We start from the raw sequence: 22,112 nt of genomic DNA, 5'->3' as shown, positions 1-22,112 counted from the left end.
AATATTCTCGGATTTTTAAGCTACTGCGCTTATTGCGACTCGGTTTGCTGCTCAGCTTTGGCCGCGAGCTTGCGAGTTTTGCGAGCGACAGTGGGCGACGACGCGGCCAAGCTAACGCGTTCGCGCGCTATTGCGCAGTAACTTTCATTGATCTCATAGCCGACGAATTCGCGCTGCTGCCGGGCGCAAGCGACTGCGGTGGTGCCGCTGCCCATAAACGGGTCGAGCACGCGCCCGCCCTTGGGACAACTTGCCAGCACCATCCGCTCGACGATTTCCAGAGGCTTCTGGGTCGGATGATCGACGCGCTCGGCGTGTTGCCGATGCAGCCGCGATACCGACCAGACGTCCTTCGGATTATAGCCAAGCTCCAGCCACTTGCTTCCTTCGAACAATTTACGCGAACGCGCCTTCTTCGTGACGGCATCGTACGGGATGCGGACGGGATCGAGATCGAAAAAATAGTCTTTCGACACCGCGAAAAAGCCGATGTTGTCATGCACCGAGGTGAAACGGCGCACCGTTCCGCCCATGCTCGGCACGCGCCGGTCCCAGATGATTTCGTTGATCATCGTGAGTCTTGTCTTCAGGAAGCTGAAGATTTCCGGCGCGTACTGCCACGTGCAGAAGATATACAGCGAACCCGACGGCTTGAGCTTCGGAATAGCCAGCTCGAGCCAGCCACGCGTCCAGGCGAGGAAGTCCTCGCCGGAGCGCATGTCGGAGTCGTTGCCATAATCCTTGCCGAGCCCATAAGGCGGATCGCAAAGGATCAGGTCGATCGACCCGTCGGGGATGTTCGCCACATCGGACAGAAAATCGCGGTTCAACAGCCGGATGCCGGCGGGCACCTGCGGTAACAGGAGTGCAGGCGCCTCGGCCGCCACTACGTCGGCGACCGGGCTTGTTTCAAGCGCCGGTTGCGGCTCGTCGAACTCGTCGCGCATCGTCGCGGCGCTCAGAACTGAATGCCCGATCGCTCAGCGACCGTATGCATGTCCTTGTCGCCGCGGCCCGACAGATTGACCAGAAGGACTTTGTCCTTGGGCAGTGTCGGCGCGAGTTTCGCCGCATAGGCCAGCGCGTGGCTGGATTCCAGCGCCGGAATAATGCCTTCGATGCGGCAGCAATCGTGGAACCCCTTGAGCGCTTCTTCGTCGTCGATGCTGACGTATTGCGCGCGCTTGCTGTCTTTTAGCCACGCATGCTCGGGACCTACGCCCGGATAGTCCAGACCGGCCGAGATCGAATGTGTTTCGATGATCTGACCGTTTTCGTCCTGCAGGAGATACGTGCGGTTGCCGTGCAGCACACCCGGCGTGCCGGCGATCAGCGAGGCTGCGTGCCGGCCGGTTTCGATCCCGTCGCCCGCTGGCTCGACGCCGATCAACTGCACCGAAGTGTCGTCAATGTACGGGTAAAAGATCCCCATTGCGTTCGAACCGCCGCCAACGCACGCAATCACGGCGTCCGGCTGGCGACCAACCATTTCAGGCATCTGCACCTTGCACTCGTCGCCGATCACGCGCTGGAAGTCGCGCACCATCATCGGATACGGATGCGGTCCCGCCACCGTGCCGATGATGTAGAAGGTGTTTTCAACGTTGGTCACCCAGTCGCGCATCGCTTCATTGAGCGCGTCTTTCAGCGTGCGCGAACCGGACGACACGGGTACGACGGTCGCGCCGAGCAACTTCATCCGGTACACGTTCGCGGCCTGGCGGCGCACGTCCTCCTCGCCCATGTAGACCACGCATTCCATGCCGAAGCGCGCCGCGATGGTTGCGGTCGCCACGCCGTGCTGGCCCGCGCCGGTTTCTGCGATCACGCGCGGCTTGCCCATGCGCTTGGCGAGCAGCGCCTGGCCGATCACGTTATTGATCTTGTGCGCGCCGGTGTGATTCAGGTCTTCGCGCTTGAGGAAAATCTGCGCGCCGCCGAGCATTTCGCTCCAGCGTTGAGCGTGATAAATCGGCGACGGACGACCCACGAAATGCTTTAGTTCGCGCTCGTATTCGGCGACGAATTCCGGGTCTTTCTGATATTTCTCATATGCGGCACGCAGCTCGTTAAGTGCGTGAACCAGCGTTTCAGCGACGAACACGCCGCCATATGGGCCGAAATGGCCTCTTTCGTCAGGCAAGTTATACATGGTGATCACTCTTCTCAGTGTGGCGCACGGTTTTGACATGAAAAAACCGCGCCGCCTGAATCATTCAGCGTCCGCTGCGCGCACTGCGCGCACGAACGCCGCCATCCGGGCGTGATCTTTCACGCCCCTGGCGCCCGGCACTTCGATGCCGCTCGAGACATCGACCGCGTACGGGCGCACGCGATGGATCGCGTCACTGACGTTTTGCGCGTTCAACCCACCACTCAAAACGGCCCGACGCGCGAGCTCTGCTGGAATAAGTGACCAATCGAAAACCTTCCCGCCGCCGCCATAGCCTTCGACATGGGTGTCGAACAGAAGGGCGCTGGCTGCTGAATAGTTAAGCGCTGATTTTACCAAATCTGCCGGTTGAGTATCCGCCGCGATTCGCAAGGCGCGCAACCAAGGCAAACCCGCAATGCCGGCAAGGGATTCGCACTGCTCCGGGGTCTCGTCGCCGTGGAACTGCAGCAGCGTAAGCCCGACATTGCAGACAACTTCGCGAATCCAGTCCTGCGTTGCGTTCACAAACAAGCCGACGACCGACACGAACGGCGGAACGTCATGCACCAGCTCGACGGCCTGCGCGACGCTCACCGAGCGCGGGCTCGGTGGATAGAACACGAGGCCGATCGCGTCGGCGCCGAGGTCGATCGCCTGAGCCACGTCTTCCGGTTTCGACAGACCGCACAGCTTGATACGCGTGCGATGCGGCATGGCATGTTGCGATGCGTCCACTGGAGCTTCGGCTGCCAGATTTTCGGTTGATTTCATGTTTGCGCTTGCTCGGTCCATACGGTGCTCCACGGCACGCTGCCTATTTGTGGCGCGGGCACGGCGAATTGCTCAGGATAGCCCACCTGCGCCAGGTACAGGCCGTCAGGCATGAAAGTCGGCGCGGCGCAGTCGCGATCACGGCTCGCGAGAACCTCGACCATCCATTCGGCCGGATGGCGTCCCTGTCCGATATTGACGAGACAGCCCATCAGATTACGCACCATATGGTGCAGGAACGCATTCGCCCGAAAACGGAAATGAATGAAGTCGCCCTGTCGCAATATGTCGATCTGATGGAGGTGCTTGACCGGTGTTTTCGCCTGGCATTGCGACGAACGAAACGCGGAAAAATCGTGCGCGCCGATCAGATGGGCGGCGGCGGTCCGCATGGCGTCGACGTCGAGCGGCGTGTGCACCCAGCCGGCCCGAGTAGCCTGCATCGGCGAGCGGAACGGATGAACGTACAGGACGTAGTAATAAGTCCGCTCGAACGCCGAGAAACGCGCGTGAAACTCGTCGGGCATCGGCTTGGCCCATTGCACGGCGATTGTTTTCGGCAGGAAGGCGTTGGTGCCGCGAATCCATGAAAAGTCCGTGCGATCGAGTTCGGTATCGAAGTGCACGACCTGGCCGAGGCCGTGCACGCCGGTATCCGTACGGCCCGCCACCACGGTTTGCACGGGCGTTTGCGCGAATTCGCGCAACGCCCGTTCGAGTTCGTCCTGCACGGTCTTGCCGTGCAGTTGCGACTGCCAGCCGCAGAATGCCGAGCCGTCGTACTGGACGCCTAGCGCAATACGCTTCACGACAACGGCGCGAGCGTCGAAAGCAGCGCGCGGGCCTCGGTGCGCGTGGCCGGATCGTTCGCTTCGATCACTTCGTTGATGAGCACGCGTGCGCCGGACAGATCGCCGAGGTCGATGTATTCCGCGGCCAGATCGAGCTTGTTCCGGGCGATACGGGTGAGATCGGCCTGCGTGAAGGCGGGCAAGGGTTGAGCCGGACTCGGCGGCAATTCGAGGTCGAAATCGAGCTTCAACGCGCCGAAGCCCGCCGCGCCCAGACCCGCGACGGCTGCATGGCCCGCAGTGCCGGCAGCGATTTCATCGGCGATGTGCGGGGCGTCGTCCGCATCGTACGGCGCAATGGCTTGCTGCGCGGTGGTTTCCGGTGATGCAACCGGTTGTGTCGCCAGCGATCCGGGTGCGCTCACGGCTGCCGCGTCGGTCAATTCGAGGCGCGGCGGCAGGGGCATGTCCAGACTGCTGAATGCATCGACGGCGTCGCGCGGGAACTCGGTCGGTACGGACAGCGCGGGCTGGATTGGCGCAACGGGTGCCACCGGCTCGAAATCCGGTGCGCCGCCGGGCGTCGCCGTTTCGATTTGCTGATGTGACTGCGACTGCGATTGCGGTTGCGGTTGCGGCTCATAGGACGGCTGGTACGTCGGCTCTGCCAATCGCGCGCCCGATGCCGGTTCGTCGTCCCATTGCAGGCGGTGCGGAGGCACCTCTTCCGGCAAGGTGTCGTTGACCGGTTCAAGCGACGTGCGCGGCAATGCCTCAGCGCCAAGTTCCGCGGCAGCAGCAAGGCTCGCAGCCGTGGTCGCTCCGTCGAGATTTTCGTGATGAGCGGCGGGAAGAGATTCCGACGTGAACCCGCTTTGGGCGGCCGGCTCTACTTCCGGGCCCGGTTGCGCAGGTTCGAACGGCGCGGGTGCCGCATGGCTTTCCTGCCCTGCGTGCTGGGACGCATTGCGATCTTGCGCAGGCCGGTCTGCGTGCGGTTCGCGGGCAGCGGCTTCATGTTCTGCCGCAGCCTGTTCTGCTGCCCCACGCTCCGCCTGTGCACGTTCTTCGGCCGCGCGTGCGGCGGCTGCCTGTTCCGGCACCACGTCCGTCGCTTCACGCACAGGAACCGCTTCCGGCGTCGAATCGATATCCTGCGACCCAGCCGCCCGCGCGGCAGCCGCCGCTGCGTCCTTTGCCAACGAGCCTTCAGCCGCGGCAACCCTGGCGCGCTTACGCCGACGCAGACGCCAAGCCCCCAGCAGCACGACCAACGCCGCACCGACCGCCGCCGCCACGCTCAAATTCGTCTGCGAGATGCCGATGTCGTTCGACGCGGAAATCGCAGCGCCGCCATGACCGGAACCGGCCGCCGCAGACGAAACGCCGGCAGCCGGCTGCGCACCGCTCGTCGCAGGCTTGACCGTCGCGACCGGCGAACCGCCGATGCCATGTTTCTGCAACTCCATCAGCACACGGTTTTTCAGCGCAAGCAATTGCTGCAAGCTGGACACCTGCGCACGCGGTTGCGACGCCGGCTGTGCGGTGGCCGCCACCGACGCGCCTTCCGCAGGCTCGCTGGCCGAGGGCTGGATCGCGCCCGACCAGACGTGGGCCTGGCTGCCCGACAACGCGCCTGCAGCCTGTGAGCCCGCTACGGGCGCCGTCGCGACAGCGCTGGCCGCTGTCGCGCTACCTGGTGTCGCCGGACTTGCTTCGGCCGTTGAGCTGGCCGTCCCCGACACCGCAGGCGTGGCCGGCGCTGCGGCACTCGCGGCACCGGCTGCCGCCGCGTTCGGCGCGGAGGCAGGTGCAGCAGTCGCTGCAGCGGCCGATGGCGCGACAGACGCAGAGCCTGCAACCGGCGCAGAAGCCGCCGGGGCGCCCGACGCATCCAGCGCCGGGACCGTCAGCAGCGCGCCTACGCGCATCCGGCTCGGGTCATGACTCATGAAGGCATTCGGATTCGCATCGAACAGCGCGCGCGAAGCGCGTGCGAGCGTTCCCCGGTCGTGCGATTGCGTGACGGCGATCGCCACGTCGTTCAACGATTGCCCGGGCCGCACCGTATATTGACTCCCGGCGGCGTAGGAAACGGAGGCGCCATCCGGCGCGCTCGCGGCGTCGCCGGGCGCGGCCACCGCACTGCCAACGCCGGCGCAGGCCAGCGCGAGCGCCAAACCAGCTGCGGCCGTCAGCCGGTCCGTACCTTGATGCATAAACATAGCCCGAAGGGATGAGAGTCGAAGGTTCATCGGGACCCCTGGCGCGTCAGCGCGCAGCCCTTTTTTGCGGTTGGAAAGAGACAAGATAATCGGAGCACACAATGAAAAAAGCGCCGCGCAAGCGCGACGCTTCTTAAGTTTTCTACGCGTCGTGAGCGCGTAGTTTACTTTACTTGTCGAGCACAATGCGAAGCATGCGACGCAGCGGTTCCGCCGCGCCCCACAACAGCTGATCGCCGACCGTGAAGGCCGACAGATATTCGCCGCCCATCGCCAGTTTGCGCACCCGGCCGACCGGCACGGTCAACGTGCCCGTCACCACCGCCGGGGACAGATCGCGCATCGAGGCTTCGCGCTCGTTCGGCACGACCTTCACCCAGTCGTTGCCCGACGCGAGGATGCTGTTCACTTCATCCAGCGGCACGTCCTTGTTCAGCTTGATGGTCAGCGCCTGCGAGTGGCAGCGCATTGCGCCGATCCGCACGCAGAGACCATCTACCGGGATCGAACCCGGCGTGCCCATGGCCGGCTTGCCGAGGATCTTGTTGGTTTCCGCGCCGCCCTTCCACTCTTCCTTCGACATGCCGTTACCGAGATCCTTGTCGATCCACGGAATCAGCGAGCCGGCGAGCGGTACGCCGAAGTTATCGGTCGGCATACGATCGCTGTTCATTGCGCTCAGCACGCGGCGGTCGATGTCCAGAATCGCCGACGACGGATCAGCCAGGTCTTCCTTGGCGGCGCCGTACAGCGTGCCCATTTGCTGCAGCAGTTCGCGCATGTTCTGCGCACCCGCGCCCGAAGCGGCCTGATACGTCATGGCCGTCATCCAGTCGACGAGGTTTTCGCGGAACAGACCGCCCAGCGCCATCAGCATCAGGCTGACCGTGCAGTTGCCGCCGATGAAATTCTTCTGCCCCTTGACCAGCGCGTTCTTGATCACGTCGAGGTTGACCGGATCGAGAATGATGACCGCGTCGTCTTTCATGCGCAGCGACGAAGCCGCGTCGATCCAGTAGCCGTTCCAGCCCGCTGCGCGCAGCTTCGGGAACACTTCATTCGTGTAATCGCCGCCCTGGCACGAGATGATCGCTTCGCACTTCTTCAGGTCCTCGATGCTTGTCGCATCTTTGAGCTTGGTCTCGTTTTTGGCGAACGACGGCGCGTTGCCGCCCGCGTTGCTGGTGCTGAAAAACACCGGTTCGATCAAGTCGAAATCGCCTTCCTGCTGCATACGTTGCATCAGGACGCTGCCGACCATACCGCGCCAACCTACGAGACCTACGTTCATGACTTCATACCCTTCGAATGGAAACTTCCCCGCATCTTTGCCCGCAGTGACCGCGCGGGGAAGATGAGCGGGCACGACGGACGATCAGCGTTTCGTGATCGTTTTCGGGGTAATCGTTTTGGTGGTAGTCATGGCGAGCTCAACCACACGGGCCGTTTTGCCGTGCAGTTTCGAAATCGAGGAGATTTGAGCTATATGCGCCATCGCTACAATATACACGAAAACCGGAATCTGGCGACGTCATCCGCCGCTATCGCCCGTATTACGCGCGAATCGGCCTCTTTCGAGGCCAATTCGCGTTTTAAAGGCCGCTTTGAAGACTGGTTAGCAACCGAACTACCGCCTGCCCCAAAGCGCCTTACAGCGCGGCGACCACGGCGTCGCCCATTGCCACGGTGCCGACCTGCTTGCAACCCGGCGTCAGAATGTCGCCCGTCCGGAAGCCCTGTTCCAGCACGTTCTTTACGGCGTTTTCGATGCGATCCGCCTGTTCCGCCTTGTTCAGCGAATAGCGCAGCATCATCGCGGCCGACAGGATCGTTGCCAGCGGATTCGCCACGCCCTTGCCGGCGATATCCGGCGCCGAACCGTGCGACGGCTCGTACAAGCCCTTGTTGTTCTTGTCGAGCGAAGCCGACGGCAGCATGCCGATCGAACCCGTGAGCATCGCGGCTTCGTCCGACAGAATGTCGCCGAACATGTTGCCGGTGACGACCACGTCGAACGCCTTCGGCGCCTTGACCAGTTGCATGGCCGCGTTGTCGACGTACATGTGCGACAACTCGACGTCCGCATACTCCTTCGACACGTCGATCATCACGTCGCGCCAGAACTGCGATGTTTCGAGCACATTGGCCTTGTCCACGCTTGTCAGCTTCTTCTGGCGCTTTTGCGCGGCCTGAAACGCGACGTGCGCGATGCGGCGCACTTCGGGTTCCGAATAACGCATCGTGTCGAAGCCTTCTTTCGCGCCTTCGAACAGCCCATCCGGTGACGAACGCACGCCGCGCGGCGCACCGAAGTAAATGTCGCCGTTCAGTTCGCGCACGATCAGGATGTCGAGGCCCGAAACGATCTCTTCCTTCAACGACGAAGCGCCCGTCAGTTGCGGATAGCAGATTGCCGGACGGAAGTTCGCGAACAATTGCAGGTGCTTGCGCAGACCGAGAATCGCCTGCTCCGGGCGCAGCGCGCGTTCGAGCGAGTCGTATTTCCAGTCGCCGACGGCGCCGAACAGGATCGCGTCGGCTTCTTTCGCCAGCGCCAGCGTCGAATCGGGCAGCGGATGACCCTTCGCTTCGTAGCCGGCGCCGCCAACCGGCGCCTCTTCGAGTTCGAACTTTTCGCCGAGCACGTTCAAGACCTTCACGGCCTCCTTGACGATTTCGGGACCGATGCCGTCGCCCGGCAAGACTGCGATCTTCATGCGAATTTCCTTGATGATTTTCTTCGAGATGATTCAGCGAGCCATCGGGCTCTCAGGCCTGTCAGCCTTTATCCGACGATACGGTGATTCAGCCACGGCTGCTTTGCGATCCGCTCGGCTTCGAACTGGCGAATTTTGTCGGCATGACGCAGCGTCAGGCCGATATCGTCGAAGCCATTCAACAGGCAGTACTTGCGGAACGCAGCCACTTCGAACGGATATTCGGCGCCACCGTCCGACGTGCGCACGACTTGCGCTTCCAGGTCGACGGTCAGCTTGAAGCCGTTGAACGCGTAGGTTTCGTTGAACAGGTGATCGACTTGCTGTTCGGTCAGCACGATCGGCAGCAGGCCGTTCTTGAAACAGTTGTTGTAGAAGATATCGGCGAAACTCGGCGCGATAATCGCGCGGAAGCCAGATTGCTCCAACGCCCACGGCGCATGCTCACGCGAACTGCCGCAACCGAAGTTCTTGCGCGCCAACAGCACCGACGCGCCCTGATAGCGCGGCTGATTCAGCACGAAATCCGGATTCAGCGGACGCTTCGAGTTGTCTTGACCCGGCTCGCCGTGGTCGAGGTAACGCCATTCGTCGAACGCGTTCGGACCGAAACCCGTGCGCTTGATCGACTTCAGGAATTGCTTCGGAATGATCGCGTCCGTGTCGACGTTCTCGCGATCGAGCGGCGCCACGACGCCGGTGTGTACGATGAATTTATCCATGACGCTTGCGCCTGTTTCAAGACCGGGCGATGCCCGTGGCGACCGGAAGGCCGCCACATGCATCGCCGGCAAAAATCAAAAATCGCTTATTTGTCAGCGTGATTGCTGATCGAATTGCCGAGGTGCGACATGTCCTCGCCAAATCCGTGCACCGTATTGCAGCCGGCCAGACCGAGCAGGAGCCCGGCCAAGGTACCGAGTGCGAAGCGGCGCAATAGAGTGGTGCGATTCATGTTCTTCATCATGCGTGTTTATCCAAGCTTGCGAATATCGACGAAATGCCCTTCGATAGCCGCTGCGGCAGCCATCGCGGGGCTCACGAGGTGGGTACGGCCACCGGCGCCCTGACGACCTTCGAAATTACGATTCGACGTGGACGCACAACGCTCGCCCGGATCCAACCGGTCGGCGTTCATCGCGAGACACATCGAGCAACCGGGCTCACGCCATTCGAAACCGGCATCCGTAAAGACCTTGTCGAGGCCTTCGCGTTCCGCTTGCGCCTTCACCAGACCCGAACCCGGCACGACCATGGCCAGACGGATATTCGGCGCGACGCGGCGGCCGAGCTTTTTCACGACGTATGCCGCAGCGCGAATGTCTTCAATGCGCGCGTTGGTGCACGACCCGATGAAGATTTTATCCGGCTTGATGGATTCGATCGGCGCGTTCGGTTCGAGCGCCATGTACTTCAGCGCGCGTTCCATGGCGTCGCGCTTGACCGGGTCTTTTTCGCGTTCCGGATCCGGCACGCGGCCGTCGATTGCCGTGACCATTTCCGGCGACGTGCCCCATGTGACTTGCGGCACGATTTCCGCGGCGTTCAATTCGACCACGCGATCGAATTGCGCGCCTTCGTCCGACTTGAACTGCTTCCAGTACTCAACCGCGTGATCCCACTCGACGCCTTCCGGCGAGAACGGGCGGCCCTTCAGGTAGTCGACGGTGGTGTCGTCTACGGCGACCATGCCGGCGCGCGCGCCTGCTTCGATCGCCATGTTGCAGACCGTCATGCGGCCTTCCATGGACAGCGCGCGAATCGTCGAACCGCCGAATTCGATTGCGTAGCCGGTGCCGCCTGCCGTGCCGATCTTGCCAATGATGGCGAGCACAATGTCTTTCGCTGTACAGCCGCGCGGCAACTGGCCTTCAACCTTCACCAGCATGTTCTTGCTCTTCTTCTGCAAGAGCGTTTGCGTGGCCAGCACGTGTTCGACTTCCGACGTGCCAATGCCGTGTGCCAGCGCGCCGAACGCGCCGTGCGTGGACGTGTGTGAGTCGCCGCAGACGATCGTCATGCCCGGCAGCGTGGCGCCCTGCTCCGGCCCGATGATGTGCACGATGCCCTGGCGCAGATCGTTCATCTTGAACTGCGTGATGCCGTACGCGTCGCAGTTGCTGTCGAGCGTATCGACCTGCAGCTTCGAGACGGGATCAGCGATGCCGTGGCTGCGATCCGTGGTGGGGACGTTGTGGTCCGACACCGCCAGATTCGCGCTGATACGCCACACCGGACGCTCAGCCAGTTTCAGGCCTTCGAACGCCTGAGGGCTGGTGACTTCGTGCAGCAGGTGACGGTCGATATAGAGAATCGTCGTACCGTCTTCTTCCGCGTGGATCACGTGTGTGTTCCACAATTTGTCGTAGAGAGTCTGTGCCATGGTATGCGGGGTAGTAATGACTGCGGGCTGACTGTGTTCGATCGATTATGCCACGCAGAGCCGCGCTTTGGCCCACGAAATCATGGAAAAACCGATAAAAAACAGGGAGTTGGGTGGTAGTGACGATACCTGTATTGGCGTTACCCGGCATGGTGTGGCGTGGCGCTGCGCTCGAACAGCGGCACGACGGGATGTTACGCGCGGCCAAAAGAAAACGCCCCAACGGTCAACCCGTCGGGGCGTTTTTCAATCCATCCTGCCTCGGGCGTTCCACGACCCAGTGGGCCATGCAAAACGTGAGGCAGACTACCGCTTAGCGTTGCCCAATCGGCTTCGCTACACGCGGCGTATCGCCAACGAACAGCTGACGCGGACGGCCAATCTTCTGTTCCGGATCGGCAATCATTTCGTTCCACTGTGCAATCCAGCCGACCGTACGTGCCATCGCGAAGATACACGTGAACATCGACGTCGGGATGCCCAGCGCGCGCTGCACGATGCCCGAGTAGAAGTCGACATTCGGGTACAGCTTGCGCGACACGAAGTACTCGTCTTCCAGCGCGATCTTTTCCAGTGCCATGGCCAGCTTGAACAGCGGGTCGTCGTGCAGGCCCAATTCTTCCAGCACTTCGTGGCAGGTTTCGCGCATCAGCTTGGCACGCGGATCGTAGTTCTTGTAGACGCGGTGACCGAAGCCCATCAGCTTCACGCCCGAGTTCTTGTCCTTCACCTGCTTGATGAACTCAGGAATGTTGTCGACCGAGCCGATTTCTTCCAGCATGTTCAGTGCGGCTTCGTTCGCACCACCGTGCGCCGGGCCCCACAAGCAGGCGATACCAGCAGCGATACACGCGAACGGGTTAGCGCCCGACGAACCCGCCAGACGAACCGTCGAGGTCGACGCATTCTGCTCGTGGTCAGCGTGCAGGATCAGGATACGGTCGAGTGCGCGCACCAGCACGTCGTTGACCTTGTACTCTTCGCACGGGTTCGAGAACATCATGTGCATGAAGTTCGCGCTGTACGACAGGTCGTTCTTCGGGTACGCAAACGGCTGGCCGATGCTGTACTTGTACGCCATCGCGACCAGCGTGGGCAGCTTCGCGATCATACGAATAGCCGATACTTCACGGTGACGCGGATTGTTGATGTCGAGCGAGTCGTGATAGAACGCCGACAGTGCGCCGACTGCAGCAACCAGAATCGCCATCGGGTGCGCGTCACGGCGGAAGCCACGGAAGAAGAAGTGCATTTGCTCATGCACCATCGTGTGCTTCGTGACCGTGCCCACGAACTCCGCATTCTGCTGCGCGTTCGGCAGTTCGCCCTTCAGCAGCAGATAGCAGGTTTCGAGGAAGTCTGCGTTTTGCGCGAGGTCGTCGATCGGGTAGCCGCGGTACAACAGCTCGCCCTTGTCGCCGTCGATGTAGGTGATTGCCGAATTGCACGCCGCCGTCGACATGAAGCCCGGGTCGTACGTGAACTTGCCAGTCTGGCCGTACAGTTTGCGGATGTCGATCACGTCCGGGCCGAGAGTGCCCTTGTAAATCGGCATTTCAACGCTCGGCGAATTGTCGCTGAACGATAGCGTGGCTTTAACATCTGACGGGGTCATAGCACATCCTCAATCGAAGTATGGAAACAGGGTTTCGATAATTTGCACGCCTGGGAACAACGGGCAAGCGGCGCTCAAGACGTCAGCGGCGCTCAGGCATTCCGCAACAGCTCCAGCACCCGGATCACATCCGGGTCGCCAAGGTCGCCTTCCGGTTCCTTGCGGACCAGCAGCAAGTCCATCAGGTCGTTATCGCTCAGCTCGAGCAGGCGGGTGAGTGCGCCTACGTCGGCATCGCTGAGGTCATGCTCATATCGGCTGAAAAAACGTTCAAAGATCAGATCGTTTTCCAGCAAGCCGCGCCGCGCGCGCCAGCGAAGGCGCGCGCGGCGAAGAGGGTCGGACTGATGCGATGTTTCGTTCATGTCAGTACGCGCCGGGCCGCCCCCAAGCGTACTGACCGCCCCCTCGGGGGCAGCGAACGATAGGGAGCGTGGGGGTTGCTCATTCATCCTAGACTGCGCGGCGAACCATCAATTCCTTGATCTTGCCAATCGCCTTGGTCGGGTTCAAACCCTTCGGGCAAACGTCGACGCAATTCATGATGGTATGGCAACGGAACAGACGGTACGGATCTTCCAGGTTGTCCAGGCGCTCACCCGTCGCTTCGTCACGGCTGTCCGCGATGAAACGATAGGCTTGCAACAGGCCAGCCGGGCCGACGAACTTGTCCGGATTCCACCAGAAGCTCGGGCACGACGTGGAGCAGCTAGCGCACAGGATACATTCGTACAGACCGTCGAGCTCGTCGCGTTCTTCCGGCGACTGCAGACGCTCTTTTTCCGGCGGCGGCGTATCGTTGATCAGGTACGGCTTGATCGAGTGATACTGGTTGAAGAACTGCGTGAAGTCGCAGATCAGGTCGCGCACGACCGGCAGACCCGGCAGCGGACGCAACACGATCTTTTGCGGCAGGTCGTTCATGTTCTGCAAGCAGGCCAGACCGTTCTTGCCGTTGATGTTCATCGCGTCCGAACCGCACACGCCTTCTCGGCACGAACGGCGGAACGACAAGGTTTCGTCCATCGCTTTCAGCTTGAGCAGCGCGTCGAGCAGCATGCGTTCGTGCGAGTCGATTTCGATCTCGTACGTTTGCATGCGCGGCGCTGCGTCCTTATCCGGGTCGTAGCGGTAAATTTCAAATGTACGCTTGGCCATTTCTGAATTCCTTTGACTTGTGCCTTAGAAGGTACGCGCTTTCGGCGGCACCGATTCGACGGTCAGCGGTTGCATGTGAACCGGCTTGTAGTCGAGGCGATCGCCTTCGCTGAACCACAGCGTATGGCGCAGCCAGTTTTCGTCGTCGCGATGTTCGAAGTCGTTTTGCGCGTGCGCGCCGCGGCTTTCCTTACGCGCTTCAGCAGAAATCATCGTGGCACGCGCCACTTCGATCAGATTCTCCACTTCCAGCGCTTCAATACGTGCCGTGTTGAACACCTTCGACTTGTCTTTCAGATAGATGTTGTCGACGCGTTCAGCTACTTCGCGAATCCGTTCGACGCCTTCGGCCAGCAGCTTCGACGTGCGGAACACACCGGCGTGCGCCTGCATCGTGGAGCGGATGTCGGCTGCAACGGCTTGCGAATATTCGCCCGACGTGGATTTGTCCAGCTTGTTCAGACGAGCCAGCGAGAATTCGCCCGCGTCGGCCGGCAGCGGCTTGTGCTCCTTGATTTCCTTCACGTGCTTGACAATGTGGTTGCCGGCCGCGCGGCCGAACACCACCAGGTCGAGCAGCGAGTTCGTGCCGAGACGGTTCGCGCCGTGCACCGACACGCACGAGCATTCGCCCACTGCATAGAAACCGTTGACGACTTCCTTGTGACCCTTCGACGTGCCAACGACCTGGCCGTTGATGTTCGTCGGGATACCGCCCATCTGATAGTGAATGGTCGGCACAACCGGAATCGGCTCTTTAATGCAATCGACGTTCGCGAACTTCATCGCGATTTCGCGGATCGACGGCAGACGCTTCATGATCGTCTCGGCGCCGATATGCGACAGGTCGAGCAGCACGTGATCCTTGTTCGGACCCACGCCGCGGCCTTCCTTGATTTCCTGGTCCATCGAACGCGAGACGAAGTCGCGCGGCGCCAGATCCTTCAGCGTCGGCGCGTAGCGTTCCATGAAACGCTCGCCGTTCGAGTTACGCAGAATGCCGCCTTCACCGCGCACGCCTTCGGTAATCAGCACGCCCGCGCCGGCCACGCCGGTGGGGTGGAATTGCCAGAATTCCATGTCTTGCAGTGCGATGCCCGAACGCGCAGCCATGCCCAGGCCGTCACCGGTGTTGATGAACGCATTCGTGGATGCCGCGAAGATCCGGCCCGCGCCGCCCGTAGCGAACAGCGTGGTCTTGCCTTCGAGGATATAGACGTCGCCGGTTTCCATTTCCAGCGCGGTCACGCCGAGCACGTCGCCTTCGGCGTCGCGGATCAGATCCAGCGCCATCCACTCGACGAAGAACTGCGTCTTGGCAGCAACGTTTTGCTGGTACAGCGTGTGCAGCAGCGCGTGACCGGTACGGTCAGCGGCCGCGCAAGCGCGTTGCACCGGCTTTTCGCCGTAGTTGGCCGTGTGGCCGCCGAACGGGCGTTGATAGATCGTGCCGTCCGCATTGCGGTCGAACGGCATGCCCATGTGTTCGAGTTCGTAGACAGCGTGCGGTGCTTCACGACACATGAATTCGATCGCGTCCTGGTCGCCGAGCCAGTCGGAACCCTTGATCGTGTCGTAGAAGTGATAGTGCCAGTTGTCTTCGCTCATGTTGCCGAGCGATGCGCCGATGCCGCCCTGGGCAGCAACCGTGTGCGAACGCGTCGGGAACACCTTGGATAGCACGCAGACCGACAGACCGGCGCGCGCGAGTTGCAGCGAAGCGCGCATCCCCGAGCCGCCTGCGCCGACGATAACCACGTCAAATTTGCGACGCGGCAGAGAATTCTTGATTGCAGCCATTCTTTTACACTCTCCAGAGAATCTGCGCAGCGTAGCCCGCACATGCGAGCAGCCAGACGATCGTCAGCGCCTGAAGAAACAGGCGCATGCCAACGGGCTTCACATAGTCCATCCAGATATCGCGGATACCAACCCACGCGTGATAGAACAGCGAGAGCAGCGTGACAAACGTGGCGAGCTTCATCCATTGCGTGGCGAAGATCGAGGCCCAGCCGTCGTACGAGAAATCGCGCGCGCCGAAGAACCAGGCGAGCAGGATGACGGTATAGACCGCCATGATGCAGGCGGTAATGCGCTGGGCAAGCCAGTCACGCAGGCCGTAATGAGCGCCGACGACGAGACGCTTCGGACCGATTCGGTTATTAGCTGCCATTTTTTTAGAATGCTCCGAAGAGTTTGAGCGCAAAAGCAATCGTCAGAAGCGACGACACGACCAGCACCACGATGGAGGTTTGCTTGCCCTTCTCTTTAGTCGTGAGGCCGTGGCTTGTGTCCATGAACAGGTGACGCACGCCTGCACAGAAGTGGAACAGGAAGGCCCACGCGAGAACGAGCGTGATGAGCTTGACGACGATGTTGGAGAGGAAGCCCTTGAAGACTTCGAAACTGAGTTCGGAAGTCAGGCTCTGATCGAAGAGGTACAGCAGGAACGGAAGAAAAACAAAAAGCAGCCCACCGCTTAAGCGGTGCAAGATCGACACGCGCCCCGCTAGCGGGAGACGGTATGCCGTCAAAATCTGCCCGATACCGATGTTCCGGAATTCCGGCCTCGGTTTTTTTACGGCTTCAGCCATGCTAGACCCCTACTATGTAGTCACACTAATCCGCAATTTTAGCGCCTTTTTATATCGCGCTGCAGCGAAAACCACGACAGGTCCGTTACAGCACGCGCGATAAAGACGCCTTCAAACAGGCGCGCGCGTGGGACGCGACGCCTTTTTTCATCCGATTCAGCTCAGATCGTTCTGATAGTAATACCCGGTTGTGACATACCAACCACGGCGCACCTCAACCGGCCGGTCTCCATATGTATAGGACACGCGCTCGACCGAGAGCAGCGGAAAACCCGCCGGCACATTCAACAGGTCAGCCACTGAAGGCTCGGCCGCAACCGCCCGGATCTTCTCCGTTGCGCGGATCATGCGAGTGCCGAATTCAGTCTCGAACATGGCGTAGAGGGGACCTTTATACTCCGACAGCCGTTCAAGCGTGAGCCCGCGGAACACCGCGCCGGGCAACCAGATTTCGTCGAGTACGGTGACTTCGCCGTCGAACTGCAGCAAACGCTTGATCAGCACCACCGGATCGGCAGGCTTCAGATCGAGTTGCCGGGCGATATCCGCCGAAGCACGCAAGCGCCGGCATTCAAGCAGGCGGCTGACGTGCGGGTGCTCCGCGCCGTCATCGGCCAGTAGCCTGAGAAAACGAAACTGGGCGCGGTCTTCATTGTGCGTTGCAACAAAAGTACCCTTGCCCTGGCGGCGCACCAGCAGGTTGTCGGCGGCAAGCTCGTCGATCGCTTTGCGCACCGTCCCCTGACTGACCTTGTATCTTGCCGCCAATTCGACTTCACTAGGAATGATCTCGCCGGGTTTCCATTCGCCGTTTTCCAGACTCTGCGTAATCAAGCCCTTGATCTGCTGATACAAAGGACTGAAAGTAGGCGACGCAGCGGGAGCGGCAGCGGATACACCCTCTCCCGCAGCTGTTTGGCCGCTCGGATTCGTGGTGTTCGCCGGGTTCGAATTCATCCGCGCATTTCATCATAAAGGGCTGGGTCGCGTCTAGGGTTTTCCCCGCAACAGATATGTCTTATATAAGACATAAGATAATGTTGACTTTGTGCCAGACGACTCCTACACTCCCTGTCGAGCAAGGGTTTGCGGGGTTTTCGGCGGCTGTTTTGCACTGTGTTATGCAGCGCCGCCACGCACCGGCAGCCACTCTGCACCATGCTGTTCCCACGCAGTCCAGGTTTCGATTCGCCGCCATTCGTTGGTCAGACGCTTGCCGAAACGCGCTGTTTGCAGGAGCCCGCACCGTGCAGTGGCTACCCGGCGCCTGATGTTCCGCTCCCCGCTCTGCAGTACAGGTTTCCGGCATGGCGGTTTTGCCGCAACGCGCCGCACGGCCCGGCATATTCCGAGGCTGTACGCGAACAGTGAATTCCGCCGTGTTTCACAACGCTTCGCTGAACGCGCATATAGAATGGCGTTTTCCCTAGCGTCTAACGCATCGTCCTGGAGATTTCTCAATGGCTAAGCCCGCAAAGCGCGTTGCCGTCACCGGCGCCGCAGGTCAAATCGCTTACTCCTTGCTGTTCCGCATCGCCAATGGCGATCTGCTCGGCAAGGATCAGCCGGTCATCCTGCAACTGCTCGACCTGCCGCAAGCGCAAGGCGCCGTCAAAGGCGTCGTGATGGAACTGGATGATTGCGCATTCCCGCTGCTGTCGGGTGTCGTGATCACTGACGACCCGAAGGTTGCATTCAAGGATGCAGACGTTGCCCTGCTGGTCGGCGCACGTCCGCGTTCGAAAGGCATGGAGCGTAAAGACCTGCTGTCGGCAAACGCCGAAATCTTCACGGTTCAGGGCAAGGCGCTGAACGAAGTCGCAAGCCGCGACGTGAAGGTGCTGGTGGTCGGCAACCCGGCCAACACGAATGCTTACATCGCCATGAAGTCGGCACCGGATCTGCCGAAGAAGAACTTCACCGCCATGCTGCGTCTCGACCACAACCGCGCGCTGTCACAACTGGCCGCCAAGTCGGGCAAGCCGGTCGCGTCGATCGAAAAGCTGGCTGTGTGGGGCAACCACTCGCCGACCATGTACCCGGACTTCCGCGTTGCAACGGCTGAAGGTCAAGACCTGACCAAGCTGATCAACGACGAAGAATGGAACCGCAACACGTTCATCCCGACCGTCGGCAAGCGCGGCGCCGCGATCATCGAAGCGCGCGGCCTGTCGTCGGCAGCGTCGGCGGCTAACGCCGCAATCGACCACGTGCGTGACTGGGTGCTCGGCACGAACGGCAAGTGGGTCACGATGGGTATCCCGTCGGACGGTTCGTATGGCATCCCGGAAGACATCATCTACGGTGTGCCGGTTACGTGCGAGAACGGCGAGTACAAGCGCGTTGAAGGTCTGGCAATCGACGCGTTCTCGCGCGAGAAGATGGACGGCACGCTGAACGAGCTGCTCGAAGAACGCGAAGGCGTTCAACACCTGCTCGGCTAAGCGCCTGATGCAGACGAACCGGAACTCGTGAGAAAACGCCGGGCCGCCCCAAGGTTTCTCACCCCCTTGGGGGGGCCTGGCGCGAAGCGACAGGCCTGGGGCGCTCCCAGGCTTTATCGCGGCGGGTTCCGGTTTTTTACGTGCGAATTTGCGTGCGAACGCCAGCATTCGCATCTGATCCGAACGCGTTTTTGTACGGCTGCCCAATGATGGCCGAACAGAGCGCATCCGCATCAGATCCCCTAACGACCATCCACACGCCTGACGCCGAAGATGCGCGCCCTCACACCCGCCGAAGTGCTGTTTGACGGCGAAGTGCCGCCCGCTGTGCTGCCTGCCTGCGATCACTACGCCGGCAGCGAGAAGCTGATGCTGAAATCACTCGCATTGCAGCAGCAACTCGGCCCGGTGTTCGACATCACGCTCGATTGTGAAGACGGCGCCCAGGTCGGCCGGGAAGCCGAACACGCGCAGCTGGTTGCGTCGCTGCTGGGTAGCGAGCATGACCACTTCGGCCGCGTCGGCGTGCGGATTCACGACTTCGATCACGCGCATTGGCGTGACGACGTCCGCCTCATTCTGCGCGCCGCGAAGCGAGCGCCCGCTTACATCACTCTGCCAAAGATCCGCAACGTCCCCGATGCCGCCGAAATGGTCGCGTTCATCGAGGCTACGCGGCGTGAGCTCGGCATTGCGCAACCGGTACCGGTGCAACTGCTGGTCGAAACGCATGGCGCGTTGACGCGCGTGTTCGATCTGGCCGCGCTGCCCGGCGTCGAGGCGCTGAGCTTCGGTCTGATGGACTTCGTTTCCGCACACGACGGCGCGATTCCCGATACCGCCATGCGCTCGCCCGGTCAGTTCGATCACCCGCTGGTGCGGCGCGCGAAGCTCGAGATTTCGGCGGCCTGCCACGCGTACGGCAAGGTGCCATCGCATAACGTCAGCACCGAAGTGCGCGACATGAGCGTGGTTGCAAACGACGCCGCCCGCGCCCGCAACGAGTTCGGCTACACGCGCATGTGGAGCATCCACCCGGCGCAGATCGAGGCGATCGTGGCCGCGTTTGCCCCGCGCGACGAAGAAATCGCCACCGCTACCGAAATTCTGCTGGCCGCGCAGTCGGCGCAATGGGGACCAACGCGCCATCACCACACGCTGCACGACCGGGCAAGCTATCGCTATTACTGGTCGGTGCTGCGTCGCGCGCAATCCACCGGCCGCGCCGTTCCGCAAGACGCCGCGCCGCTCTTCACGAAAGTGGGCGCTAACCGGCAAGCCGCATCATGAGCGCGAAAGTCAACGCAGCAGCCGGCGTGACAGTGCTGGCCGGCGCCCGCGCATGGCCTCGTGCGAGCGAAACGCTGCACCGCCTCGCGCAGCAGGAAACAGAGGTCGAATGCGCGGTTCAATCAGAAGCATCGAGCAGGCACAAAGGAGATTGCGGGAGATGAGCGAGACGACGCAAACCGCCGGTGCACAAGGCGAGAACGAATCTAAAAGCGGTTTCAAACCGAAGAAATCCGTCGCCCTGTCCGGCGTGACGGCGGGCAACACCGCGCTGTGCACGGTCGGCAAGACTGGCAACGACCTGCACTACCGTGGCTACGACATTCTCGACATCGCCGGTGCGTGCGAATTCGAAGAGATCGCTTATCTGCTGGTCCACGAAAAGCTGCCGACGCAAGCCGAACTGAGCGCCTACAAGACGAAGCTCAAGGCGCTGCGCGGCCTGCCCGCGAATGTGAAGGCCGCGCTGGAATGGATTCCGGCCGCCGCCCACCCCATGGATGTGATGCGCACCGGCGTGTCGGTGCTCGGCACCGTGCTGCCGGAGAAAGACGACCACAACCTGCCGGGTGCGCGCGACATCGCCGACAAGCTGATGGCCTCGCTCGGCTCGATGCTGCTGTACTGGTACCACTACTCGCACAACGGCAAGCGCATCGAGGTCGAAACCGACGACGACTCGATCGGCGGCCACTTCCTGCACCTGCTGCACGGCGTGGCGCCGTCGAAGGCATGGGTCGACGCGATGCATGTGTCGCTGAACCTGTACGCCGAGCATGAATTCAACGCCTCGACGTTCACCGGCCGCGTGATCGCGGGCACGGGATCAGACATCTACTCGGCGATCACCGGCGCGATCGGCGCATTGCGCGGTCCGAAACACGGCGGCGCGAACGAAGTCGCGTTCGAGATCCAGTCACGCTATCAGACGCCCGATGAGGCCGAAGCCGACATCCGCCGTCGCGTCGAAAACAAGGAAGTGGTGATCGGTTTCGGTCACCCGGTGTACACGATCTCCGACCCGCGCAACAAGGTCATCAAGGAAGTCGCGAAGAAGCTTTCGAAGGAAGCGGGCAACCTGAAGCTGTTCAACATCGCCGAGCGACTTGAAACAGTGATGGCAGATGTGAAAAAGATGTTTCCAAATCTCGACTGGTTCAGCGCGGTTTCGTATCACATGATGGGCGTGCCGACGGCGATGTTCACGCCGCTGTTCGTGATCGCCCGCACGGCTGGCTGGAGCGCGCACATTATCGAGCAGCGGATCGACAACAAGATCATCCGTCCGAGCGCCAATTACACCGGTCCAGAGAATTTGAAGTTCGCGCCGCTAAATAGGAGAAAATAGCGGTCGCTGTGCGCTTTCGAAGCGCGTGCAGTTCAACCCTCGCGGATGCCGGGACCGGTAGCCCGCGTAATGTTTAACTGAAATTAGATAGAAAGGTTCTCCACCATGAATAAGCTGTTGATCGCCGTTGTAGTCGGCGCTTTGTCCACGACGATGCTGACCGTTGCGACGGAAGCCGCTGCGCAAACCACCACCACGCCGGCTGCCAAGGCCGTGCCGAAGAAGCCGCAGCCGAAACGCCTGATCAAGCGCAAACCGAACCCGGCCAAGGAAGCGAAGGTCGATCCGGTACCGGAAGGTGCGGAAAAGTGGTCGTGCAACGAAGGTCTGGCATTCGACCTGAAGGGCGACATGAAGCGTGACCAGATCGTCACGGTTCACTGGGCGAACAAAAACTACAATCTGCCGCGCGAAGCGACCACCACGGGCGCAGACCGTTTCCACGACGCCGCAACGGGTATGGACCTGGTCGTGATCCCGACGAAGGCGATGTTGTTCTCGGATAAAGACAGCTCGCGTCTGGCCGACGAATGCAAGACGGCAGCCATGATTCAAGGCGCACCGGCTCCGACGCAATCGAACGCGATCAACAAGACGAACTAATCCGTTACATCAGGAAAG

The 22,112-nt window shown here is 61.2% G+C and carries 21 protein-coding genes; 4 read left to right on the top strand and 17 right to left on the bottom strand.

Features of this window, described 5'->3' with window-relative positions:
• Nucleotides 1-29: 29 nt before the first annotated feature.
• From KHO23_RS13990 to KHO23_RS13910, 17 genes are all read right to left on the bottom strand, one after another.
• Complete coding sequence (locus tag KHO23_RS13990) at nt 30-947, bottom strand: DNA-methyltransferase (protein WP_211611823.1); 918 nt, start codon at nt 945-947, stop codon at nt 30-32.
• An 11-nt stretch (nt 948-958) separates the two neighbouring features.
• The gene (gene trpB, locus KHO23_RS13985; protein WP_211611822.1) at nt 959-2,152 is read right to left on the bottom strand and encodes a tryptophan synthase subunit beta; all 1,194 of its coding nucleotides are present in this window, start codon (nt 2,150-2,152) and stop codon (nt 959-961) included.
• A 60-nt stretch (nt 2,153-2,212) separates the two neighbouring features.
• Nucleotides 2,213-2,926: a phosphoribosylanthranilate isomerase gene (locus tag KHO23_RS13980; RefSeq protein ID WP_211611968.1), complete on the bottom strand. Its 714-nt coding sequence runs from the start codon at nt 2,924-2,926 to the stop codon at nt 2,213-2,215.
• Nucleotides 2,923-3,735, bottom strand: coding sequence for a tRNA pseudouridine(38-40) synthase TruA (gene truA, locus KHO23_RS13975; protein ID WP_211611821.1), 813 nt, complete (start codon nt 3,733-3,735; stop codon nt 2,923-2,925). Before truA ends, KHO23_RS13980 begins: the two co-directional genes overlap by 4 nt.
• A complete protein-coding gene (locus KHO23_RS13970; protein ID WP_211611820.1) occupies nt 3,732-5,972 on the bottom strand; it encodes a FimV/HubP family polar landmark protein in 2,241 nt (746 codons plus the stop codon). The genes truA and KHO23_RS13970 overlap by 4 nt, the downstream gene beginning before the upstream one ends.
• A 139-nt stretch (nt 5,973-6,111) precedes the next feature.
• Nucleotides 6,112-7,233 carry an aspartate-semialdehyde dehydrogenase gene (asd, locus tag KHO23_RS13965; protein WP_027805102.1) on the bottom strand — a complete coding sequence of 374 codons (1,122 nt, stop codon included), beginning with the start codon at nt 7,231-7,233 and terminating at the stop codon, nt 6,112-6,114.
• A gap of 358 nt (nt 7,234-7,591) precedes the next feature.
• On the bottom strand, nt 7,592-8,659 hold the full coding sequence (gene leuB / locus KHO23_RS13960; RefSeq protein ID WP_211611819.1) for a 3-isopropylmalate dehydrogenase: 1,068 nt from the start codon (nt 8,657-8,659) through the stop codon (nt 7,592-7,594).
• 68 nt (nt 8,660-8,727) lie between these two features.
• Nucleotides 8,728-9,381, bottom strand: coding sequence for a 3-isopropylmalate dehydratase small subunit (gene leuD, locus KHO23_RS13955; RefSeq protein WP_211611818.1), 654 nt, complete (start codon nt 9,379-9,381; stop codon nt 8,728-8,730).
• An 86-nt stretch (nt 9,382-9,467) separates the two neighbouring features.
• Entirely contained in the window at nt 9,468-9,626 is a 159-nt protein-coding gene (locus KHO23_RS13950; protein ID WP_028196115.1) for an entericidin A/B family lipoprotein, read from the bottom strand.
• A 6-nt stretch (nt 9,627-9,632) separates the two neighbouring features.
• A complete protein-coding gene (gene leuC / locus KHO23_RS13945) occupies nt 9,633-11,042 on the bottom strand; it encodes a 3-isopropylmalate dehydratase large subunit (RefSeq protein ID WP_211611817.1) in 1,410 nt (469 codons plus the stop codon).
• A gap of 313 nt (nt 11,043-11,355) precedes the next feature.
• Complete coding sequence (gene gltA / locus KHO23_RS13940; RefSeq protein ID WP_211611816.1) at nt 11,356-12,657, bottom strand: citrate synthase; 1,302 nt, start codon at nt 12,655-12,657, stop codon at nt 11,356-11,358.
• Nucleotides 12,658-12,749: 92 nt separating this feature from the next.
• Nucleotides 12,750-13,022, bottom strand: a complete 273-nt coding sequence (locus KHO23_RS13935) for an FAD assembly factor SdhE (RefSeq protein WP_211611815.1) — start codon at nt 13,020-13,022, stop codon at nt 12,750-12,752.
• An 88-nt stretch (nt 13,023-13,110) separates the two neighbouring features.
• Nucleotides 13,111-13,815 carry a succinate dehydrogenase iron-sulfur subunit gene (locus KHO23_RS13930; RefSeq protein ID WP_054034792.1) on the bottom strand — a complete coding sequence of 235 codons (705 nt, stop codon included), beginning with the start codon at nt 13,813-13,815 and terminating at the stop codon, nt 13,111-13,113.
• Nucleotides 13,816-13,839: 24 nt separating this feature from the next.
• Nucleotides 13,840-15,615 (bottom strand): succinate dehydrogenase flavoprotein subunit, encoded by a 1,776-nt coding sequence (gene sdhA, locus KHO23_RS13925; RefSeq protein WP_211611814.1) that lies wholly within the window; start codon nt 15,613-15,615, stop codon nt 13,840-13,842.
• A gap of 4 nt (nt 15,616-15,619) precedes the next feature.
• On the bottom strand, nt 15,620-15,988 hold the full coding sequence (sdhD, locus tag KHO23_RS13920) for a succinate dehydrogenase, hydrophobic membrane anchor protein (protein ID WP_063498406.1): 369 nt from the start codon (nt 15,986-15,988) through the stop codon (nt 15,620-15,622).
• Between the two features lie 4 nt (nt 15,989-15,992).
• On the bottom strand, nt 15,993-16,409 hold the full coding sequence (gene sdhC / locus KHO23_RS13915) for a succinate dehydrogenase, cytochrome b556 subunit (RefSeq protein WP_074289034.1): 417 nt from the start codon (nt 16,407-16,409) through the stop codon (nt 15,993-15,995).
• Nucleotides 16,410-16,565: 156 nt separating this feature from the next.
• Entirely contained in the window at nt 16,566-17,366 is an 801-nt protein-coding gene (locus KHO23_RS13910; RefSeq protein ID WP_211611813.1) for a GntR family transcriptional regulator, read from the bottom strand.
• A 503-nt stretch (nt 17,367-17,869) separates the two neighbouring features.
• Here KHO23_RS13910 and KHO23_RS13905 point away from each other — a divergent pair.
• The 4 genes from KHO23_RS13905 to KHO23_RS13890 all read left to right on the top strand — a co-directional run bounded on the left by KHO23_RS13905 (nt 17,870) and on the right by KHO23_RS13890 (nt 22,094).
• Entirely contained in the window at nt 17,870-18,853 is a 984-nt protein-coding gene (locus KHO23_RS13905; protein ID WP_074289036.1) for a malate dehydrogenase, read from the top strand.
• A 273-nt stretch (nt 18,854-19,126) separates the two neighbouring features.
• Nucleotides 19,127-20,143 (top strand): HpcH/HpaI aldolase/citrate lyase family protein, encoded by a 1,017-nt coding sequence (locus tag KHO23_RS13900; RefSeq protein WP_211611812.1) that lies wholly within the window; start codon nt 19,127-19,129, stop codon nt 20,141-20,143.
• A gap of 160 nt (nt 20,144-20,303) precedes the next feature.
• Complete coding sequence (prpC, locus tag KHO23_RS13895) at nt 20,304-21,491, top strand: bifunctional 2-methylcitrate synthase/citrate synthase (protein ID WP_211611811.1); 1,188 nt, start codon at nt 20,304-20,306, stop codon at nt 21,489-21,491.
• A gap of 105 nt (nt 21,492-21,596) precedes the next feature.
• Entirely contained in the window at nt 21,597-22,094 is a 498-nt protein-coding gene (locus KHO23_RS13890) for a hypothetical protein (RefSeq protein WP_211611810.1), read from the top strand.
• Nucleotides 22,095-22,112 lie beyond the last annotated feature (18 nt).

The sequence above is a fragment of the Paraburkholderia haematera genome, from assembly GCF_905220975.1.
GTDB lineage: Bacteria > Pseudomonadota > Gammaproteobacteria > Burkholderiales > Burkholderiaceae > Paraburkholderia > Paraburkholderia haematera.
The sequence above is the reverse complement of the archived record's forward strand: the minus strand, read 5'-3'. Positions and strand labels throughout refer to the sequence as shown.

What these genes read in the sequence shown, in the direction of transcription:
- gltA (WP_211611816.1), bottom strand. Translation starts at nt 12,657, where the DNA reads ATGACCCCGTCAGATGTTAAAGCCACGCTATCGTTCAGCGACAATTCG.
- KHO23_RS13890 (WP_211611810.1), top strand. Translation starts at nt 21,597, where the DNA reads ATGAATAAGCTGTTGATCGCCGTTGTAGTCGGCGCTTTGTCCACGACG.
- KHO23_RS13935 (WP_211611815.1), bottom strand. Translation starts at nt 13,022, where the DNA reads ATGAACGAAACATCGCATCAGTCCGACCCTCTTCGCCGCGCGCGCCTT.
- sdhD (WP_063498406.1), bottom strand. Translation starts at nt 15,988, where the DNA reads ATGGCAGCTAATAACCGAATCGGTCCGAAGCGTCTCGTCGTCGGCGCT.
- KHO23_RS13950 (WP_028196115.1), bottom strand. Translation starts at nt 9,626, where the DNA reads ATGATGAAGAACATGAATCGCACCACTCTATTGCGCCGCTTCGCACTC.
- sdhA (WP_211611814.1), bottom strand. Translation starts at nt 15,615, where the DNA reads ATGGCTGCAATCAAGAATTCTCTGCCGCGTCGCAAATTTGACGTGGTT.
- trpB (WP_211611822.1), bottom strand. Translation starts at nt 2,152, where the DNA reads ATGTATAACTTGCCTGACGAAAGAGGCCATTTCGGCCCATATGGCGGC.
- KHO23_RS13990 (WP_211611823.1), bottom strand. Translation starts at nt 947, where the DNA reads ATGCGCGACGAGTTCGACGAGCCGCAACCGGCGCTTGAAACAAGCCCG.
- prpC (WP_211611811.1), top strand. Translation starts at nt 20,304, where the DNA reads ATGAGCGAGACGACGCAAACCGCCGGTGCACAAGGCGAGAACGAATCT.
- KHO23_RS13905 (WP_074289036.1), top strand. Translation starts at nt 17,870, where the DNA reads ATGGCTAAGCCCGCAAAGCGCGTTGCCGTCACCGGCGCCGCAGGTCAA.
- KHO23_RS13910 (WP_211611813.1), bottom strand. Translation starts at nt 17,366, where the DNA reads ATGAATTCGAACCCGGCGAACACCACGAATCCGAGCGGCCAAACAGCT.
- asd (WP_027805102.1), bottom strand. Translation starts at nt 7,233, where the DNA reads ATGAACGTAGGTCTCGTAGGTTGGCGCGGTATGGTCGGCAGCGTCCTG.
- leuB (WP_211611819.1), bottom strand. Translation starts at nt 8,659, where the DNA reads ATGAAGATCGCAGTCTTGCCGGGCGACGGCATCGGTCCCGAAATCGTC.
- leuC (WP_211611817.1), bottom strand. Translation starts at nt 11,042, where the DNA reads ATGGCACAGACTCTCTACGACAAATTGTGGAACACACACGTGATCCAC.
- leuD (WP_211611818.1), bottom strand. Translation starts at nt 9,381, where the DNA reads ATGGATAAATTCATCGTACACACCGGCGTCGTGGCGCCGCTCGATCGC.
- sdhC (WP_074289034.1), bottom strand. Translation starts at nt 16,409, where the DNA reads ATGGCTGAAGCCGTAAAAAAACCGAGGCCGGAATTCCGGAACATCGGT.
- KHO23_RS13900 (WP_211611812.1), top strand. Translation starts at nt 19,127, where the DNA reads ATGCGCGCCCTCACACCCGCCGAAGTGCTGTTTGACGGCGAAGTGCCG.
- KHO23_RS13980 (WP_211611968.1), bottom strand. Translation starts at nt 2,926, where the DNA reads ATGAAATCAACCGAAAATCTGGCAGCCGAAGCTCCAGTGGACGCATCG.
- KHO23_RS13930 (WP_054034792.1), bottom strand. Translation starts at nt 13,815, where the DNA reads ATGGCCAAGCGTACATTTGAAATTTACCGCTACGACCCGGATAAGGAC.
- KHO23_RS13970 (WP_211611820.1), bottom strand. Translation starts at nt 5,972, where the DNA reads ATGAACCTTCGACTCTCATCCCTTCGGGCTATGTTTATGCATCAAGGT.